This is a genomic window from Oceanobacillus chungangensis (assembly GCF_003369565.1).
GTDB classification, from domain to species: domain Bacteria; phylum Bacillota; class Bacilli; order Bacillales; family Amphibacillaceae; genus Oceanobacillus; species Oceanobacillus chungangensis.
Window position 1 is genome coordinate 233,535 of sequence record NZ_PIOD01000016.1, and the last position, 19,779, is coordinate 253,313.

Genomic DNA, 19,779 nt, shown 5'->3' on the forward strand with positions numbered 1-19,779 from the left:
CAAGCTGCCCTATAAACAATCATTTTTCTAATAAATCTGCCAAACAAAAAACTGACGACAGCTTTGGCGTCAGTTTCACTTATTTACGCAATTACTTCTCTAATACTTCTAAAATACGCTCGAGATCATCGTCTGAGTAAAACTCAATTTCTATTTTCCCTTTGCGTTTTCCACGCTGTATTGTAACAGCTGTTCCTAGATAATCCCGCAAAATAGTCTCTCTTTCCTGAAGAAAAACATCCTTTTTAACCTTTTCCTTCTTTTGTACCGGATTATCATTTAATGCAGCAATTAACTTTTCAACCTGTCTTACATTTAATTTTTCGCTGCGAATTTTATTTACTAACGGAAATAACCTGCTCTTATCTTTAAGTCCTAATAATGCACGTCCATGTCCCATTGATAATTCACCATTGTTAATATATGCAACAATTTGATCTGGCAATGAGAGTAACCGCACAATATTTGCGATATGAGAGCGACTCTTACCTAATCGTTTTGATAACTCTTCTTGTGTTAAATTTAATTCTTTCATCAGATTAGCATATGCATGAGCTTCTTCAATCGGAGTTAAATCTTCTCGTTGTAAGTTTTCCAACAATGCAAGCTCCATCATTCGCTCATCAGACATCTCTTTTACAACCGCTGGAACAGTCTTAAGTCCTGCTTCTTTCGCTGCACGAAAACGTCTTTCCCCAACTACTATTTCGTATCCTTTAATACTTTTACGAACAATAATTGGTTGAATGATTCCATGTTCAAGAATAGACTCTTTCAATTCCTCAATTGCATCTGCATGAAAAGTTTTTCTCGGTTGATATGGATTTGGTCTGCATTCTGTGATAGCAATTTCTTGAATTGATTCATTTGCTTCCTTCTCTATCTCAGGAAAAAAAGCATTGAGTCCCTTACCCAACCCTTTCGCCACTTGCCATCACTTCCTTTGCTAATTCGAGATAGACTTCTGCACCTTTCGATTTTGGATCATACGTTATAATTGGTTGGCCATGACTAGGTGCTTCACCAAGTCTTACATTTCTTGGAATAATCGTTTTATACACTTTATCTTGGAAATACTTCTTAACCTCTTCAATTACTTGTATACCCAAATTCGTTCTTGCATCTAGCATTGTAAGCAAGACACCTTCAATCATCAATGTCTTATTTAAATGCTTTTGTACCAATCGAATGGTATTCAATAGTTGACTCAATCCTTCAAGAGCATAATACTCACATTGAACTGGAATAACCACTGTATCTGAAGCTGTTAATGCGTTTAATGTTAATAATCCCAGTGATGGAGGACAATCTATAATAATATAATCATAAGAATCTTTAAGACTATCTAATGCTCGTTTTAAACGGATTTCTCTTGAAATAATTGGCACAAGTTCAATTTCAGCACCTGCTAGTTGAATTGTTGCAGGAATAATATCCAAATTATTAACTTCCGTTGAAATGACTACTTCTTCAGCAGGTAAATCTTCGACAAGTACATTATAAACACAATTACTTACATCAGCTTTGTTGATGCCGACTCCACTCGTTGCATTTCCTTGTGGATCTGTATCAACTAATAGTACCTTATTGCCTAAATGTGCTAGACAGGCACTAATATTTACGGATGAAGTTGTTTTCCCTACGCCACCTTTTTGATTAGCGATGGACATTATTTTTCCCATGTTGACACCTACCTAAACTATATACTATCTATTCTATCACTATTTGTGTAGAAACGACTATTAATTTTGTCTATTTTTACAGATAAGTAGATATATATTTTCTCAAAGTTGTGAATTACAATAGGTAATAACATTCCCTATACTAAAATGTCCATCTTTCTGGGCAAAAGATGGACATCACATAAATAAGTATTTTATAATATCGTGTTATTTCTTAGGTATTTTGATCGTAATTTGGTAATAATCATCGAGTTCTTCTTCATCAGACTCAACTTTCAAACCTGTATCCGACACCATATTCAATGATTGGCGGATTGTATTCATCGCAATTCTAACATCCTTATTAATTCCTTTTCGTTTAGGACGCTTTTTCTTTTGATTTTCATTCGTTTCTTCCATTTTTGCAATTCGCTCTTCTGTCTGTTTTACATTAAGTTCATTATCAATGATAAACTGCAGCACCATTAATTGCTTTTTTGGATCTTTCAATTTTATTAATGCTCTAGCATGACGTTCAGTAATCAATTTATTTAGTAACGCATTTTGTACTTCTTCAGGTAACTTTAATAACCGCAACTTATTCGCAATTGTGGATTGATTCTTTCCAAGCCTTTGCGCTAATGCCTCCTGGGTTAACGAATGCAGTTGCAGGAGCTCGGCATATGCATAAGCCTCTTCAATCACCGTCAATTCCTCTCGCTGCAGATTTTCAATCAAAGCAACAGAAGCTGTTTCTGCATCAGTCATTTCCCGAATAATTGCAGAAATATGTTCTAGCTCTAATGATTTAACGGCACGCAGTCTTCGTTCACCTGCGATAACCTCATATTCATCATCTTCCATTTTTCTTACAACAATCGGCTGGATCATACCATGTGTTCGAATCGTTTGTGCTAATTCTTTAATTTTGTCCTCATTAAATATTGTTCTTGGCTGAAAGCGATTAGGTACAATATTGGCAACAGGAAGCTGAATCACTTCATCTGGAAGATATTCGACTTGTTCTGGTTCTGCAGGAGTTTTATCCCCTTTACCAAATATCCGATTAAAAGGATGCACCACCATCTGACACCACCTTTATTTGCTAAACTAAAAACTACTATCTATGTATAAAAGCTCATGCGCCTATTTAGAGACGTACGGACTGCGCCCCCCTAGGACGTCGGAAGGTTCGATCTAGCCATGTGATGTGGCGAATTTGATCGGACATACCCTCGTGGGAGATAAAGAAAACCGAGAGACTACAGAATGTAGGTCCGTTCGGTGTTGCCTTTCACCAATCGGTAAGTCTCGCTAGGAGCACGGACGCTGCATCTGGACGTGGCCAACTCTGGCAATAGAATTGTATAGAGTATTTTTTATACTCCCTCTATCTATGTAAAAATTGTTCCACGTGAAACAATTTAAGAAAATAGAACTTCAATCAGTGAGAAGCGTTCCATTTTCCTACTGATATTCATTCAAAGACATAACATTTTATTATGCTGTAAAGTATATTATATTTAATAATCTCTCGAAATAAAAATTATTGATTAAAACTAAAACCCTGCTAAGTGATACTAATTTGTTAAGAAATACGTTATTAGAAGATTAGCTATTCAAGTAAAGAGAAAAGAGATTAACTCCCCTACTGTGGTTAACCATTATTTTGTAAGCACTATTTTCTATCTTTATATTACCATATTCCTACTTAGAAGAGTATCACTTGAAGGATAATTATTTTTGTTGTTATCTCTTTACCGCTTGTAAGGGCAAAATCTTATTCAATTGGTGACTTATTTGGTGTCCCAGCTTTTCTAGGGTATTTATTCGGTGTTTTCCGCTTTTTATTGACGATAACAATGGAACGCTCACTTTCTTCTTGTGGCAATGTAAATGTATAGGTTTTATCAATTTCCCCACCTAAAATTTCGATTGCTTGCTTGCCATTTTCTAACTCTTCATCTGCCTGAGCGCCCTTCATTGCAATGAACACACCATCTTTTTTAACTAATGGTAAACATAGCTCACTTAAAACAGACATTCTCGCAACTGCTCTTGCAGTAACGATATCAAATGATTCACGGGAATCACTGTTTTTACCAAAGGATTCTGCCCGATCATGATAAAAAGCGACATTTGTTAATTCTAGCTGTGCCGCTAAATGATTTAAAAAGGCTATGCGCTTTTGTAAAGAATCAACAATGGTTACTTTCAGATTCGGAAAGCAAATTTTTAAGGGAATACTTGGAAATCCTGCACCTGCTCCTACGTCACAAATGGATTGTTCTTTTGTGAAATCATAGTAAAAAGCAGCAGAAATGGAGTCATAGAAATGTTTTAAATAAACATCTTCTTCTGAAGTTAATGCGGTGAGGTTAATTTTTTCATTCCATTCCACCAATGTATGATAATAAGTAGCAAATTGCTCACGCTGCTTTGTATTCAATTCAATCCCTTGTTCTTTTAATGCCACTTCAAATTGTTCTGGATTCATCGATAGAATATCTCCTTTTATAATTAGTACGATTAACGAAACATTGTATTAGTAAATATCCCTTTGCATCTAGTCCTTAAACCAAATACAAAGGGAATTCATAAGGTACATTTTCTATTATTACAGATTTGAGGGATTGCATCCAGTTCCGGCAACTAGTGAGACGCCCCCACCATTAATCGTTGCGCTGTTATTCTTTAATTTGCAACCTTTGCAATCTGTCCTTGTTCAATATAAATAAGCAAAATCGAAATATCTGCAGGATTTACGCCAGAAATTCTAGACGCTTGCCCAATTGATAATGGATGGATTTTCTTTAGCTTCTCTCTTGCTTCGGTTGCAAGACCACTAATATCATCATAATCGATGTTTACAGGAACCTTCTTATCTTCCATTTTTAACATACGATTAACTTGTTCATTTGCTTTCTTAATATAACCTTCATATTTCACTTGGATAGCTACTTGTTCTTTTTGCTCATCCGTCAATTTCGGATTTGGCTCAATCATTTGCTCAATTGCATTATAGCTAAGTTCCGGACGTTTTAATAAGTCATATGCTTTCGCAGCTTCTTTTAATTGTGCAGCATTTGCTTCTTCCATGACTTTATGAACCAATTCATTTGGTTTAATCATGATATTACGTAAACGTTCCTTTTCTTCCTCAACCAATTGCTTCTTCTCGACAAATTTATTGTATCGTTCTTCTGAGATTAAACCAAGCTCATGGCCAATTTCTGTTAAACGTAAATCTGCGTTATCATGACGAAGCAGTAAGCGATATTCAGCACGTGATGTTAATAAACGATAAGGTTCATTTGTTCCCTTCGTTACTAAATCATCAATTAGCACGCCAATATAAGCTTGAGAACGATCTAAAATGACGGGTTCTTTTCCAAGTACTTTTGCAGCTGCATTAATACCAGCCATAATCCCTTGACCAGCAGCCTCTTCATACCCAGACGTTCCATTTAATTGTCCAGCTGTAAATAATCCAGCAATTTTTTTCGTTTCAAGTGTTGGCCAAAGTTGTGAAGGTACAACAACATCATATTCAATAGCATAGCCTGGACGCATAATTTGTGCATTTTCTAACCCAGGAATTGTTTTAATGATTTCATTTTGTACATACTCTGGTAAGGAAGTTGATAATCCTTGAACATAAACCTCTTCCGTATCTCTTCCTTCTGGTTCAAGGAAAATTTGGTGACGAGGCTTATCGCTGAAACGGACAATTTTATCTTCAATCGATGGGCAATATCTTGCACCTGTTCCACGTTTCACTCCAGAATACATCGACGATAAACCTAAGTTATCATTGATGACTTGATGTGTGAATTCATTCGTATAGGTTAACCAGCATGGAAGCTGATCAAGGATTTGCTCCGTTGTTTCATAGGAAAATGACTTTGGATTGTCATCTCCTGGTTGAATTTCTGTTTTAGAATAATCAATGGAATGGCTAATAACACGTGGCGGTGTTCCCGTTTTAAAACGTGTAAGCTCAAATCCAATCTCCTCTAAATTCTTAGATAGATTAAGTGATGGGCGTTGGTTATTCGGTCCACTTTCGTATTCAACATTTCCCATTAATACTTTACCGCGCATAAATGTTCCTGTCGTAATAATGACAGCATCTGCAAAATAAGATGCCTTTGTTTCCGTAACGACACCTTTACATACACCATCTTCAATGATTAATGAATCAACCATTCCTTGTCTTAAGGTTAGGTTTTCCTCATTTTCAAGAATGCTTTTCATTTCATTCATATATAAGGTTTTATCGGCCTGTGCACGTAACGCCTGTACGGCAGGTCCTTTACCTGTATTTAACATCCGCATTTGAATGTAAGTCTTATCGATTACTTTCCCCATTACACCACCAAGTGCATCAACTTCACGTACAACGATCCCTTTTGCAGGACCACCAACAGATGGGTTACATGGCATAAAAGCAATCATATCTAAGTTTAATGTTAACATTAACGTTTTTGCGCCCATTCGTGCTGCTGCGACACCAGCTTCAACTCCTGCATGCCCTGCACCAACAACGATTACATCATAATGTCCTGCATTATATGTTGTCATTTAAATTTATCCTTTCTTTATTTTATCAAATTTAATATCTTTATCTATTAGGCTAACGGTTAAGCCACATCCAGCTCCAGCGCCCAGCGAGACTTCCCTTACCTCCGTACGATTAATCAACATCAATTCGCTTGAAGGGGAAGTTCGGTTAAAAACGCGACGTCCTGTCAACACCGAACCACCCCACATCCTGTGGGGCGCAGTCCGTATGTCGTTAAACGGGTGCTTCCACTTTTGAGGCACTATTTCCCTAAACAAAATTGCGAGAATAACTGATCAATAAGGCTATCACTTGCAGTATCGCCAACTATTTCACCTAATAATTCCCATGTCCGTGTTACATCTATTTGTAAGATATCAATGGGCACCCCTATTTCTATGCCTTCCATTGCATCCTCTAATGCTTTACTTGCTTGCTTTAGCAAATTAATATGCCTTACATTTGAAACATAAGTCATATCACCGGCATCTAACTCACCTTCGAAAAACGTGTCCGCAATTGCTTTTTCCAATGCATCTATCCCTTCTTCTTCAATTAAAGAAGTGGATACAATTGGCTGATCGCCTGCAAGTTGTTTTACTCTATTTAAATCTAGCTTTTGCGCTAGGTCTGTTTTATTAATAATAACAATATAATCAAATCCCTTGATTGCTGCAAACAGCTTCTCATCTTCTTCTACTAGTTCATCATTATAGTTCAGAACGAAAAGAATGAGATCGGATTCCTTCAATACTTGTCTTGATCGTTCGACACCAATTTTTTCAACAATATCTTCTGTTTCGCGGATTCCTGCAGTATCGACTAATTTTAGCGGAACCCCTCGAACATTGACATATTCTTCAATAATGTCTCTTGTCGTTCCTGGTACATCCGTTACAATTGCTTTATTTTCCTGAACAAGTGTGTTCATTAAAGATGATTTCCCAACATTTGGTCTGCCAATAATGGCAGTAGCTAAGCCTTCACGTAAAATCTTCCCTTGCTTCGCTATACTAAGCAACTTCTCAATTTCTTCGTGAACCTCTTTTGTCTTCGTTCGCATCATTTCATGCGACATTTCCTCAACATCATCATATTCAGGATAATCGATGTTAACCTCAACCTGGGCAACGGTTTCTAATAATTCTTGACGTAACCGCTGGATTAATCCAGAAAGTCTGCCATCCATTTGTTTTAAAGCAACATTCATCGCCTTATCTGTCTTCGCACGGATTAAGTCCATTACCGCTTCTGCTTGCGAAAGATCGATTCGGCCATTTAAGAATGCACGTTTCGTAAATTCACCAGGTTCTGCTAGTCTTGCACCATTATTCAATACCACTTCTAATACACGCTTTACAGCGGTCATTCCACCATGGCAATTTATTTCAATTATATCTTCACGGGTAAATGTTCTTGGTGCACGCATGACAGAAACCATTACTTCATCGGCAATTTCATTAGTTTCTGGATTAATTATTTTACCATAATTAATCGTATGTGAATTAACCTCTTGCAGATTTTTACCCTTGAAAATTTTGCTAGTGATTGAAACAGCATCTGGCCCACTCAAACGAACAATTGCAATTGCACCCTCCCCAATCGGAGTTGATATCGCAGTAATTGTGTCTGTCTCCATCCGTAACACCTCCTACATTTTTCCATCATTTATCTATATTAATAACGCATGAATTATTTTTAACGTCACTAACAAATTAGGATAACATATTTCTACTAAAAAATAAACTTATCCACAAGAAATATATAAGAAATATAAAAAACCAAATTATCCACATGTTAATAATTTGGTTTCGTGACACCATAAGTAAAGGGGCATGTTATTAACAAGCCCCCTGCTTAGTTGTATTATACTTATTGGTTTCTTCATTATTCGTCTTTTTTCTTATGATCAATTGTTCCATCTGACAACGTATCTGAAACTTGTTTATGGGTTTCAGATAATCCTTTAGATGCTTCATCGTCCTTATCCTGATTGTCTCGGTCAAATACCTTATCCGCGACATCTTCTACTTTCGATTTCTTAGCCATTTTCAATCCCCCATTTCATTATTCATATTCCCGCTTAAAACATTAAATAAACAAATGAGGTGAAAAGTTTGTACTAGTAAAGAAGCTAATATTTCACTTAAAAGGTTACATTGCTTTACACGTAAGCTATTTCTTTATACATGACTCCTCAAAACCTCAGACCAGAAAATACACAGAGACTTCTGCGGTAAGAAGAGCTGCTGTTGTAAGCAATGAAACTGTCCAAGCAAATAGAATCTTACTTTCTACTGAAATTTTGCGGATTTTAACAACTCCATTTCCAGGTTACTTTGCATTCTTTAGTTCCTTTATAGTCTTAAACATGATAAAAATACATAGAACACCCCAAAATACCCAAATTGCAGAGCGAATGGAGAAACCATAAATAAACCTAATATTTTCAAACGTCAATTCCCCTCTTCTCCTTCCCACTTGATGCAATCTGCTTCTAAAAAAAAACAAGGTTCTAGCAACTCTTCTTCCGTATATCTCACGTTGAATTATTTCCAGAAATAAAAGCTATTGTAAGATATCAGATTTAAGATTCGGAAAAGCGCAAACTATCAAAATTCTATTGAATTTATCTAGTAATCTTGGTAGATTACAGTTGTGGATAAATTAAGGGTTTCCACAAAGGCACAAATTAGACGTTAATGTTTCCCAAGTATTATAGTAGGGCATGCCATGCGTATTGTATGGGATGCTTATACTACCAATTAGGCAATCAAAAATCCTATTGTCATAGATATTCTATCTTTAGTGAAGGAGGTGAAGAAAATGGAGAAAAGCTTAAAAAACACGTCAAAAAAAGAATTAGAGGCATTCTACAAATCTGATAATATGGATACACACCAAGAAAAGAACCTTTGGACAATTTTCCTTTCGTATACGAGAATTTGTGCATAATTGATTGTCATAATTAGGTATGGCAATAGGATTTTTGATAATAGGAGGTGGATCCAATTACTCACTTTTCTAATTTACATCTGGCATTAACCATCCCAGAACGCTATCATCTCATTAAGCATCGAAAACAAAGTAATTTACATGAGCCTTCCTTAAATTTCTGGCGTGAGGATATGAGTGTTCTGTCAGATGAAGAATTTGCAACCATGCTTCAAATAAATAAGTATCGACAAGATATATTCTCTCAAGCTGTATTGTATTCTGTAGATTCAGAGGCGCAAGTGTTATTTACTAGATTTGCACAAGCGTCCAAATGGTACAAAATTTTATCTAGAGTAGTTCATTGTCAATCTAATGATCCATTTCCAAAAAAGGATTTCACCTATATTCTACGACCTTTCATTACGTACACTTCCGGTAAGCTTAAACAAATAGTCTTGGAAACTGGTGATTTAGCAGGTTCTAACCTTGTTGCTTCATTAATAGAATCCTATCAGCAGCTCATTCTTAATTTGGCTAAAAAAACCTTAGTCCATGAATTACATATAAAAAAGGAAAAAAATCAATTATTTGGAGCAGACTCCGCTGAACGTTATATTAGCTTTTTGGAATATTATAGTCAAACAGAACAGATCTGGGATTTTTTCAATAAATACATTGTGCTTGCTCGCCTCATCAGTACTGCAACCGAAAACTACCTCACGAATATAGAGGAATTGTTTCAACGTATTCAGAAACATGCGATGTTTATAAAACATATTGCTGGCGATGAGAAGCCGATTCGGATAGAGCATATTGATTTCCATTTAGGCGACACACACCATAATGGAAAATCGGTTGCAAAAATTATACTGACATCGGGAGCACAATTCATTTATAAACCGAAATATTCGAGTAGTGATCATTTATTAATAAGAGTGATTCGCCTCTTGAATAGACAGGATTCTTCTGGACAATTAAAGCTGATACAGACGGAGGCAGATGAAGACTATTTATTCCAAGAATATATCTCTGCTCAATTTTGTACATCAGAGGCAGAACTGGAGCAGTTTTACCTTAGAGCAGGGCAATTACTTGCTGTTCTATATGGATTGAATGCAACAGACATTCATATGGAAAATATCATTGCTCAAAAAATGAATCCATATATTATTGATACGGAATCCATCTTGCAGCAGCCTGCCCATTATTTTAGGGACGATTCTCTCCAAAATCTTATCCATGAGAATTTATTTTTGAATGTCAGTTCAACTGGATTCCTCCCAAATATTATGTCTCGTAAACAGAACGATATCGATATTAGTGCAATTGGAGGAAAACAGGAAACCTATCCCAAAAAAATTTGGACGCTAATTCATGATCATACAGATGAAATACAATATGCCCAAATCTACCGAACGATTAAGGGTGCTCAAAACCTTCCGAAAAGTGAAAGTGAAGCAAAACACTATCTAGACAACATTCTTCAGGGCTTTGAAGAGGCATATCATATTCTGCAGGCCCATAGAAATGAGATTCTAGAAGAAGCAGCAGCAGAAAAGGGATTAACCATTCGGATGATTTTTCGGCATTCACAATTTTATTATGAATTATTGAATCATTCCCTGCATCCAGATTTGCTCCAAAATATGCTGGATAGAGAAAAAATATTAGAAAATTTATGGTCCTATAATATTTCTTATCAGCAAATCGTCGCCTCAGAGCAGCAGCAATTACTTTTTCACGATATCCCAGTTTTTTATAATGAAGTTGGTACAAACACCCTTATCGATCACGCTCGAAATGTTATTACAAAAGGATTGAAATATGATTCCTTCACCCTCTTTAAAAAGAAGCTAAATCAATTAGGAGAAATCGATCTGCAAAAGCAATTAGCCTTGATCCGTCTTTCCATCTCTCAAGAAATATATCAGACGAAAAGCACAGGGCTAAATTTGAGCTCATTAACTGGACGCGCTAGGACAAATGATTATCTTAACGAAGCAAAGGAAATAGGTCGAAGCATTATGAGTCAAAGCATTCAGAAGGATGGAAGGGTAACGTGGATTCAATATACAAATGATTTACATCATGCGCTTCAGCCAATGAAAGCAAATTTCTATCACGGCTTGTCAGGAATTGTCTTATTTTTCACAAAGTTATATGAAATGACTGGTGACCATCTGTTTCTCGCTTTTGCCCAAAAGGTTACAGCTTCCATTGATATGAGAAATGAGGATAAGAGATTGACAGGAATTAGCAGCAATGCATATGGGCTGCTGTATTCGAAAAGCTACCTTCAAAAGGATTATGACTTTATTGATCGCCGTTTAGAGGAAATCGGATTAGATGAGATGCAACCAATCAAGCTGGAAGAGGAGGAAGCACTAGACTACATAAATGGCCTATTAGGCTATCTATCCATGTGCATGCGTTTTTATCGAAAGTATGGTCAGAAAAAGTTTCTTAAGGAATGCCAGCGTGTTGCGGATTATATAATTACTAGTTTGGACATAAATAATATTCAGCAAGACGGATTTGGTCATGGCGCCATGGGTTATACCACAGTATTCCAAGAATTAGGCAGGCTTACGGGAGAGGAGCGGTATTCGTCTTTTTCTGCTTTTATATACAAAAGCTTCTCTACCAAAAGGAGATCATCCCTCTCTGTGTCCTGGTGCAATGGACAGGTTGGTAACTTGATTGGTGAAACGCTCATTTTATCACATAAGAATTCATTGGAGACGTGTGAGATGATAGATAACTTAAAGCTCCCTCTTCTAAACAATGATTGTTTATGTCATGGAAATGCCGGTATGATGGAACTGTATTGCATATTATATGAGGCAACGGGAAATGAAAAGTATCAAGCACAAGCAATGAAGATTGCAGATTTCATATTGAAAAATAAAAGGAAGATTGGGTTTTATCAATTACATGATATAGCTGGTTATCGATCAGTTGGTTTATATTCTGGTCAGACTGGTATAGGTTATCAGTTACTCCGGTTAACGAATATCAATCAGGTTTCATCGGTTCTAAGGGGATAAATGAAATACAGCCTTAGGCACGAGGCTGTATTTAAGGGCTTCCTTGTAAATCATTTTCAATTTGATAATGGCGGTTCACTCATAGTATCAGTAGTAATTCTATTAGTTCTAACGATTGTCGTTTCTTTTTTATCCAATATCATGAAGTATATTAACTTTTCCGTAACGAAAGCTGAAGAACATCTGGTCATCAATCGGGGAGTAATCGATCGTAGGCAATCCTTAATTCCAGTAAAGCTAATTCAAGCATTGCAAATTAGAGAAAATCGGATACGCCAGCTATTTGGCTTTTCTACGATAAGAATTATTTATCATGGGAATGGGGAGGTATTTAATAAATCGTTAATCCTTCGCCCCCTATTGCATGGAAGGGAATTGCAAGATTTCTTAATCGTATTCAATCAAGGCTGGTCCGGTAAAGCATGATTCAACGAATTGGCAAGCCTATGAATGTAGAGATTCAAGTTGCAGTGGGACTTATAGGGAGAGTTTTTTTGATTAAGTATTTAGATGAAAAAGTAGCACACTCATTACTTAGTTAGCGAGCTACCGTGCTTATCATAAGTAATAAAAATGCAGATGAGCATTTTCATTCTTTGGAAAGCAAAAATGCTTATCTGCTTTTTAAGGTAGAATATGTAATTGAAATGCTTTACATACAACACCGACTCTTGTTTGGACTTCTAACTTTTTGCAAATGGTATGAATATGATATTCAATGGATCTTTGGGAATAATTTAGTTCTTCTGCAATCATTTTATTGGTTTGCTCATTTGCGATAAGTTTAATTATTTGATGCTCAATAGGAGTTATTTCGATCTGTGTTCCATTCATTTATACACCACCTTTTAATAGGATAGAATTATTAAATAATAAAAATTATTGTTTCTTTGAGATTCACCCTTTCCTGTCAATTATTCGCACTAAAATAGTATCTATCCATAAATTTTGACATAGGAGATGGGTAATCCTTTATATTTTTAAAAAATAATCCTTATAGCCCGTTGAGTAAATTTATTAGGCATAATTACCCGATCAGAAAGACGGGCTTTCCTAATGGTAATGCACGCGCGTAGCGGTGTTGAGCAGAAACGAACCTATCTATTTTGAGTTCCAACATCTATCCCCCTTTTTAGAATTCTAAGTAGCGACAATTCACTAAAATAAGCAAACAAAAAACCTTAGAGAGTATCTAAGGTTTGATTACAATGTGACGATGTGGCTCGACCCCATCTGAATAGGTGGATACCGAGTTATGGTTCTGCAACTTGCTATGAATAATTTTCCGTTCATATGCCGGCATTGGCTCTAATGCAACTTTTTTATTAAGTCTTAGTGCTTTATCTGCCATTCTTAGTGCAAGCGTTTCTAGTGTCTCTTCTCTTCGTCCTCGATAGCCTTCTGCATCTAATGTAACGGTATAATAAGCTTTTTTGTCTTTGTTCAGAACAAGATGGACCAAATATTGAAGTGCATTTAATGTTTGTCCACGTTTGCCAATAAGCAAAGCAATGTTTTCGCCACTCAGGTTAAAGGTAATATGCTTTCCTTTGACCTGAGTTGTTATATCAACTTTCATATTCATGTTATTTATTACTTCTTTAATATACTTTTCTGCTTCGACAATCGGATCTTTTGTAAGACTTACTTTTACAATGGCACGTTTTGCACCAAATAGTCCAAGTAACCCTTTTTTACCTTCATCAATAATTTCGACTTCGACATGATCCTTCGTGGTGTTTAACTGCTCTAGTGCTGACTGGACCGCTTCTTCAACTGTTTGCCCGCTAGCAGTTATTTGTTTCACTTTTTGTCTCCTCCATTACTACTCATCATTGGTTTACTAATCAATAATGTTTGAATAACCATAAAGATATTACCGGTTACCCAGTACAATGCAAGTGCAGCTGGGAAGAATATAGCTGTAACCCCAATCACAATTGGCATCATGTAAAGCATCATATTCATTTGCATTGCCATTTGCGGATTACTACTCAATGATGTATTGGTCGACATCATAATCTTTTGCTGTAAGAAAGTAAATGCAGCAGTTAAGATTGGTAAAATAAAGTATGGATCGGGTGAACCAAGTTCAAACCAGAGAAAACTGTAATTTTTAATTTCACTTGTTCGACTGATTGCATGGAAAATCGCAATCATGATTGGCATTTGCACTAGAATAGGCAAACATCCAGCAAGTGGATTAACATTATGCTTCTGCATTAACTTCATTGTTTCTTCTTGTAATTTCTGTTGTGTTTTCTGATCCTTCGAGCTATATTTCGTCTGAAGCTCTTTTAGCAGTGGCTGTACCTCCTGCATTGCTCTTGAGCTCTTAATTTGTTTAATATTTAATGGCATTAAGATTAAACGAATAATGATCGTAACAATAATAATCGATAAACCGTAGCTATTATTAAAAGTTTCTGCAATTTTAATAATTACCCATGAAAGTGGATAGACAAATATAGTATTCCAAATTCCTTCACTTTCCGAGGTAATTGGCTGATCAATTTCAGTACAACCAGAAAGTATTGCTACTAATCCGATTAAGATTAAGAGCAATAAATACTTTTTGCGCAATTTTTTTCCTCCTTAACATTAGAAAACTTAAGTTTAGCCAAGCATTTCGGTAACGGCCTTAGTTGCACTTATGTCCTTCTTAACTACCTAAAGCCTCATACTAACTGCTATTTTAGCTTAATTCATTTATTGTAGCTATAGTAAACTAATCTTGATTCGTATTTTTTAATAAATATTCCTTATATAGTAAATGAGTTAAACTCTTCTTTATTTCCTCATAACTCATATTCTTTGTTGGCTGACGGGCAATAATTACAATATCATGGGGATGTATAATCCTATCATTTAGCTCCTGAAAGGCTTGGCGCAAATAGCGTTTGATTCGATTACGGGTTACAGCGTTTCCAATCTTTACACCTACAGATAGTCCTACACGAAAGTATTCCTGCTCCTGCTTCTGCACATAGTATATAACAAGCTGCCGGTTGGCAAAAGACTTTCCCTTTTTAAAAACGTACTGAAATTCTTTACTCTTCTTAATTCGAAATTTTTTTTTCATTCTAATCACCTTTTTTAAGAGATAAGAAAGGATAACATACTCCTAAATCCCTTTCTTTCTACTTAGGTCTTATCAGGCACTCCCTACTTGCTCTTCTAAAATATTTCTTAACTATTTCAAAAGCTTGGATGCACTATCTACCAAGCATATCCATATTTTATTGTAAATATGTACTTAAAACGTAGTCAAACGAGACTTTAATATATTTATACAGGAAGGAAACGAAAGGTTCCTTCCTGTATAAAACGGTCTTTAACGTAAAAAAACCACTGACACTTCAGTGGCCTTATGCAGATAATACTTTTCTTCCTTTACGACGACGACGTGCTAGAACTTTACGTCCATTAGCAGTACTCATACGTGTACGGAAGCCATGTACCTTTTTACGTTTACGATTATTTGGTTGAAATGTTCTTTTCATTTATATTGCACCTCCCTGAGGGACTTAGATATCCTACTTATATTAAGCTATTAAGCTTCATTATTACCACTGCATCCAACATTCTAAGTAATTATACGTAAAACACCCCCAATCTGTCAACTTCATTTTTTATGGAAAATGATGATTAGATCGATATCTTTACTAAAAAAGTTTTAATCAAGTCCGCTATCTAGAGACTTGATTAGAACTTTTTTCTTTTTTAAAAAATTTATCCACACCATTTGTGAACCAAATTTCGACATTATTTTTCTATCCACAACAATTATTTACAAGATAATCACAAAATATAGTGGTGTGGACAATAGTTATGTACAACCGCTAGTGTTTGTGGATAAGTGTTTAAAAACCATTGCATCAAAACGTTTTTTTTGTTATTATATTAGTGTTTTCACCTGTGGAAATCTATCTACCCTATTTCACTTATGCACAAACTGTGGATAAGTTGTGGATAGTAATTCACACCCGGACGTATAACCTTTTCAACAGTGATGTGGATAACGTAAATAACTGCTGCAAGCCTTTATTATATCTTACTTTTTTCATCCACAGGACAAAGGCGCAAGCGACGGTTTAACGACTACAAGGGTATTATTGCGACTAGACCTCTTGTTTCACCAATCGGCAAGTCTTCTTTAGATTGTCATGAGGTCGGGAAAGTCTCGCTAGTCGTTGGGCGCTGGAGCTAGACGCGGCTGTTCCAGTACAAGTAATATTTATTATTTTTTTCTACTGAAAAATCTCTGCTAAATAAATAGTTGCCTCTATTTTTCCCTAAAGATTAGGCTCATATTAGAAATGCCTTTCCATCTTTTTTAGATTGAGAGAGGCTTTTTCTGTCATGTAATCAAGATTCTATTTTTATTTATGTGGCAACATAACATTAAATGAATGTACTTTAAGAACATTTATTGTTTCTGATCTGCCGATGAAAGGAGTGAAGTAAATTTTGGAAAATATCAATGAGCTTTGGCTTGCTACCTTAGAAAAAATCGAAGAAAAGGTCAGCAAACCTAGCTTTGATACATGGTTAAAAAATACAAAAGCAGAAGCACTAGAAAAAAATACCTTGGTCATTTCTGCACCAAATGAATTTGCTAGAGATTGGCTTGAAACGCAATATACTGAACTTATATCTGATATTATCGATGAAATTACGGGTACTAAATTACAAGCAAAATTTATTATTCCTGACTCGATACCAGAAATTAGTGATGTAAAACCAGTACAAAAGCAAGCGATTGTAAATAATGATGTATCGAAATCCATGTTAAATGAGAAATATACTTTCGACACATTCGTAATTGGAGCTGGTAACCGCTTCGCACATGCAGCTTCACTTGCAGTAGCTGAAGCCCCAGCAAAGGCATATAACCCTCTATTCATTTACGGTGGTGTAGGTCTTGGTAAAACACACCTTATGCATGCTGTCGGACACTATGTTCAGGAGCATGATCCGAATGCGAAAGTAGTCTATTTAACATCAGAGAAATTCACCAATGAATTTATTAATGCAATTATGGATAATAAAACAGCGCAATTTCGAAATAAATATCGAAACGTGGATGTGCTTTTAATAGATGATATTCAATTTATCGCTGGAAAAGAATCAACCCAGGAAGAATTTTTCCATACTTTTAATACATTGCATGAAGAAAATAAACAAATTATTATTTCGAGTGATCGACCTCCAAGAGAAATTCCAACACTCGAAGACCGACTTCGCTCAAGATTTGAATGGGGATTGATTACTGATATTACGCCACCAGATCTTGAAACAAGAATCGCCATCTTAACTAAAAAGGCAAAGGCAGAGGGACTAGATATCCCAAGCGAGGTCATGCTTTATATTGCGAATCAAATTGATACTAATATTCGTGAGCTTGAAGGTGCACTCATTCGTGTAGTAGCTTATTCTTCCTTAGTAAACAAGGATGTTGATGCGTCGCTTGCAGCAGATGCATTAAAAGATATTATTCCAAGCAATAAACCAAAAGTAATAACGATTCAAGGAATCCAGGAAATTATTGGCGAGAAGTATAATGTTCGCATGGAAGATTTTATTGCAAAGAAACGTACGAAGTCGATTGCCTTTCCTAGACAAATCGCAATGTATCTATCAAGAGAATTAACTGATTTCTCTTTGCCGAAAATTGGCGAAGAATTTGGTGGGCGTGATCATACAACCGTTATTCATGCACATGATAAAATTTCAAAAATGCTTGCAGAGGATTCTAGTTTCAGTAGGGAAATAGAAGAAATAAAAGAACGGCTTAAATCATTTTAAATTATCAATAGGGTTTTTCCACATGTGAATAGTGTTAATAGGGAAACATCCTTATGAACAACTTATCCACATGTGGAAAACTTTAGCTTATATACAAAAAATCGACTTATCAACATAATCACAGTGCTTATTACTATTATTACTATTTTTTTATATAAAAATAAATATATATAGAACTTCCAATAGGAGGATTATTTTATGAAATTTATCATTCAAAGAGATCAATTAATCGCAGGTGTACAAGATGTGATGAAAGCAATCTCTTCAAGAACCGTTATTCCGATTTTGACAGGATTAAAAATTGAAGCAAAACAACATGGAATAACATTAACTGGTAGCGATTCTGATATTTCAATTGAATCGTATATTCCAGCTGAGGAAAACGAAATCGTGAATGTCGAACAAATAGAAGAGGGGAGTATTGTATTACAAGCAAAATACTTCCCCGATATTGTGCGCAAACTTCCAGAGAAAACAGTAGAAATTGAATCAGATGATAATTTAAAAGTAACGATTCGTTCTGGAAAAGCAGAATTTAATTTAAATGGACAAGATGCAGAGGAATATCCATTATTACCAAAAATCCAAACAGAAGATAGCTTTGAAATGCCGATTGATTTATTAAAAAGCATGATTAAGCAAACTGTTTTTGCTGTTTCAACAATGGAAACAAGACCGATTCTAACTGGAGTGAATATTAAATTAGAAGATAATAAACTCACCTTTATTGCGACAGATAGTCATCGTCTAGCTTCACGAGAGGTTCCTATTTCAAATGCAAACACAGAATTCCGCAATATCGTTGTTCCAGGAAAGAGTCTTAATGAATTAAACAAAATATTAGATGATGCAGAGGAACAAGTTGAAATTAGCGTAACGAACAACCAAATTTTATTCCGTACAAGACATCTAAACTTCTTATCGCGCTTACTTGATGGGAATTATCCGGAAACATCGAGATTAATTCCTGACCAAAGTAAAACGAAAATCCAGGTTAAAACAAAGGAACTGCTTAATACGATTGATCGTGCTTCTCTTCTTGCAAAAGAAGAAAGAAATAATGTTGTAAAATTGGCGACACAAGGCAACAATCAAATCGAAATTACGAGTAATTCACCAGAAATCGGAAATGTTGAAGAGGAAATGTCCATTCAATCGATTGATGGAGAAGATTTGAAGATATCCTTTAGTTCAAAATATATGATCGATGCACTAAAAGCGATTGAATACGACGAAGTTACAATTGACTTTACCGGTGCTATGCGTCCATTTATCATTCGTCCATTGAATGATACTTCAATTCAGCAATTAATCTTGCCGGTTCGGACGTATTAATTAGCTATTTTATAAAAGAATGACGATTGATTTTCCATTGTAAATATAAACTTTGGATTAGAAAAAATTGAGATTTCAAATCTGGATGACTTTTATTTACAAACGTCTCCATTACTTGCATAAAATCAATTACGATTAATAGCAAGTTTGCTATTTCTAGTTACTGCACAATCCCCAGCGGAAGAAATTCACGAAGACTCCTGCGGGAAGAAGAGCCTAGGTGAGACTTTGAAGTGCGACAGCACGAGTAGGCTCACCAGCTCCCCGCGGAAAGCGAAGTGAATTTCTGGAGCGATTGGTCCTAGAGTCATTTGTACATTACACTAGTTCACAATTTATGGAATTGCAGCAAATGATTCAAAAAGACATTTTAAATAGAGAAAATGAAGAAGAGGACTTTTATCCACATGTGGATAAAAGTCCTCTT

The 19,779-nt window shown here is 35.7% G+C and carries 18 protein-coding genes; 5 read left to right on the top strand and 13 right to left on the bottom strand.

The window, feature by feature from the left end; genetic code table 11:
* Window positions 1–91: 91 nt before the first annotated feature.
* From CWR45_RS14325 to CWR45_RS14355, 8 genes are all read right to left on the bottom strand, one after another.
* Window positions 92–928, bottom strand: a complete 837-nt coding sequence (locus CWR45_RS14325) for a ParB/RepB/Spo0J family partition protein (protein ID WP_115750540.1) — start codon at window positions 926–928, stop codon at window positions 92–94.
* A complete protein-coding gene (locus CWR45_RS14330) occupies window positions 909–1,682 on the bottom strand; it encodes a ParA family protein (protein ID WP_115750541.1) in 774 nt (257 codons plus the stop codon). Before CWR45_RS14330 ends, CWR45_RS14325 begins: the two co-directional genes overlap by 20 nt.
* A gap of 207 nt (window positions 1,683–1,889) precedes the next feature.
* A complete protein-coding gene (gene noc, locus CWR45_RS14335) occupies window positions 1,890–2,744 on the bottom strand; it encodes a nucleoid occlusion protein (RefSeq protein ID WP_115750647.1) in 855 nt (284 codons plus the stop codon).
* Window positions 2,745–3,441: 697 nt separating this feature from the next.
* Window positions 3,442–4,158: a 16S rRNA (guanine(527)-N(7))-methyltransferase RsmG gene (gene rsmG, locus CWR45_RS14340; RefSeq protein WP_115750542.1), complete on the bottom strand. Its 717-nt coding sequence runs from the start codon at window positions 4,156–4,158 to the stop codon at window positions 3,442–3,444.
* A gap of 197 nt (window positions 4,159–4,355) precedes the next feature.
* Window positions 4,356–6,245, bottom strand: coding sequence for a tRNA uridine-5-carboxymethylaminomethyl(34) synthesis enzyme MnmG (gene mnmG, locus CWR45_RS14345; protein WP_115750543.1), 1,890 nt, complete (start codon window positions 6,243–6,245; stop codon window positions 4,356–4,358).
* A gap of 6 nt (window positions 6,246–6,251) precedes the next feature.
* Window positions 6,252–6,416 (bottom strand): hypothetical protein, encoded by a 165-nt coding sequence (locus tag CWR45_RS19885; protein ID WP_170138873.1) that lies wholly within the window; start codon window positions 6,414–6,416, stop codon window positions 6,252–6,254.
* A gap of 71 nt (window positions 6,417–6,487) precedes the next feature.
* Window positions 6,488–7,864, bottom strand: coding sequence for a tRNA uridine-5-carboxymethylaminomethyl(34) synthesis GTPase MnmE (gene mnmE / locus CWR45_RS14350; RefSeq protein ID WP_115750544.1), 1,377 nt, complete (start codon window positions 7,862–7,864; stop codon window positions 6,488–6,490).
* A gap of 248 nt (window positions 7,865–8,112) precedes the next feature.
* Complete coding sequence (locus CWR45_RS14355; protein ID WP_115750545.1) at window positions 8,113–8,274, bottom strand: YozQ family protein; 162 nt, start codon at window positions 8,272–8,274, stop codon at window positions 8,113–8,115.
* 777 nt (window positions 8,275–9,051) lie between these two features.
* Here CWR45_RS14355 and CWR45_RS20335 point away from each other — a divergent pair.
* Genes CWR45_RS20335 through CWR45_RS14365 form a run of 3 tightly spaced genes read left to right on the top strand, consistent with a single transcriptional unit; the run spans window position 9,052 to window position 12,635 of the window.
* Window positions 9,052–9,180: a hypothetical protein gene (locus tag CWR45_RS20335; RefSeq protein ID WP_281271858.1), complete on the top strand. Its 129-nt coding sequence runs from the start codon at window positions 9,052–9,054 to the stop codon at window positions 9,178–9,180.
* 47 nt (window positions 9,181–9,227) lie between these two features.
* A complete protein-coding gene (gene lanM, locus CWR45_RS14360) occupies window positions 9,228–12,209 on the top strand; it encodes a type 2 lanthipeptide synthetase LanM (RefSeq protein ID WP_115750546.1) in 2,982 nt (993 codons plus the stop codon).
* Complete coding sequence (locus CWR45_RS14365; protein WP_115750547.1) at window positions 12,210–12,635, top strand: PH domain-containing protein; 426 nt, start codon at window positions 12,210–12,212, stop codon at window positions 12,633–12,635.
* 198 nt (window positions 12,636–12,833) lie between these two features.
* Here CWR45_RS14365 and CWR45_RS14370 read toward each other — a convergent pair whose 3' ends face one another.
* From CWR45_RS14370 to rpmH, 5 genes are all read right to left on the bottom strand, one after another.
* Window positions 12,834–13,043, bottom strand: a complete 210-nt coding sequence (locus tag CWR45_RS14370) for a response regulator transcription factor (RefSeq protein ID WP_115750548.1) — start codon at window positions 13,041–13,043, stop codon at window positions 12,834–12,836.
* A gap of 358 nt (window positions 13,044–13,401) precedes the next feature.
* Window positions 13,402–14,016: an RNA-binding cell elongation regulator Jag/EloR gene (gene jag, locus CWR45_RS14375; RefSeq protein ID WP_115750549.1), complete on the bottom strand. Its 615-nt coding sequence runs from the start codon at window positions 14,014–14,016 to the stop codon at window positions 13,402–13,404.
* Window positions 14,013–14,792 carry a membrane protein insertase YidC gene (gene yidC, locus CWR45_RS14380; protein WP_115750550.1) on the bottom strand — a complete coding sequence of 260 codons (780 nt, stop codon included), beginning with the start codon at window positions 14,790–14,792 and terminating at the stop codon, window positions 14,013–14,015. Before yidC ends, jag begins: the two co-directional genes overlap by 4 nt.
* A gap of 145 nt (window positions 14,793–14,937) precedes the next feature.
* The gene (gene rnpA, locus CWR45_RS14385; protein WP_115750551.1) at window positions 14,938–15,291 is read right to left on the bottom strand and encodes a ribonuclease P protein component; all 354 of its coding nucleotides are present in this window, start codon (window positions 15,289–15,291) and stop codon (window positions 14,938–14,940) included.
* A gap of 286 nt (window positions 15,292–15,577) precedes the next feature.
* Entirely contained in the window at window positions 15,578–15,712 is a 135-nt protein-coding gene (rpmH, locus tag CWR45_RS14390; RefSeq protein ID WP_115750552.1) for a 50S ribosomal protein L34, read from the bottom strand.
* Window positions 15,713–16,679: 967 nt separating this feature from the next.
* Here rpmH and dnaA point away from each other — a divergent pair.
* Entirely contained in the window at window positions 16,680–18,017 is a 1,338-nt protein-coding gene (dnaA, locus tag CWR45_RS14395) for a chromosomal replication initiator protein DnaA (protein WP_115750553.1), read from the top strand.
* 198 nt (window positions 18,018–18,215) lie between these two features.
* Window positions 18,216–19,352, top strand: coding sequence for a DNA polymerase III subunit beta (gene dnaN, locus CWR45_RS14400; protein ID WP_115750554.1), 1,137 nt, complete (start codon window positions 18,216–18,218; stop codon window positions 19,350–19,352).
* The last annotated feature ends 427 nt before the right edge of the window (window positions 19,353–19,779 follow it).